We start from the raw sequence: 516 nt of genomic DNA, 5'->3' as shown, positions 1-516 counted from the left end.
GTTTGGAGGATCAGCTGATGACGATTGTCGTGCGGCGGCCCAGCGATGAAGCTCAACTTGAGAGTTTTCTGCTGGGCCTGGAGGTGCTTTGGCCATTCCAGATTGCTGCCTTTGCCGGCAATGCCACAGCGGACCAGCTCGATCAGCAACACGAACATGAAGCAGCAACACATGAAAGCTTAGATGAGCACCGAATTTGACAAATTAGCCTGGAATCAGGCCTGCGAGACGATGGCCGAACAGGCCAACAACTCGTGCGGCCTGGGGTACGAAATTTATGAACGAAGTTTCAGTGGTGCCGTCAATCAGGCACTCAACAGCCTGCCGGAGGCCCATCGACCAGAAGCCATCGAAATTGCGAAGCGACTTGGCTGGGCCACGGCTGGGGAGCTCGCGCAGAGCCAGCGTCTGATGGATGAAGCTGGTTGCTGTGCCCATGGTATTGATCCGGACTGCTGCCCAATGGGCTGTGGTGACATCGAATAGAAGGTCGACGTCACATGCACAAGATCGACT

At 55.6% G+C, this 516-nt stretch carries 2 protein-coding genes; both read left to right on the top strand.

Going from position 1 to position 516, the window contains the following annotated elements; genetic code table 11:
- A partial coding sequence (locus OEJ37_RS34810; protein ID WP_263349529.1) for a hypothetical protein occupies nt 1-200 on the top strand: 200 nt, incomplete at its 5' end.
- Complete coding sequence (locus OEJ37_RS34805) at nt 184-486, top strand: hypothetical protein (RefSeq protein WP_263349526.1); 303 nt, start codon at nt 184-186, stop codon at nt 484-486. The genes OEJ37_RS34810 and OEJ37_RS34805, both read left to right, overlap by 17 nt.
- Nucleotides 487-516: the final 30 nt, after the last annotated feature.

The sequence above is a fragment of the Burkholderia sp. BKH01 genome (assembly GCF_025685725.1).
Taxonomy (GTDB): domain Bacteria; phylum Pseudomonadota; class Gammaproteobacteria; order Burkholderiales; family Burkholderiaceae; genus Burkholderia; species Burkholderia pyrrocinia_C.
Note: the sequence above shows the minus strand (reverse complement) of the source record. Positions and strands in the feature narration are given on the sequence as shown.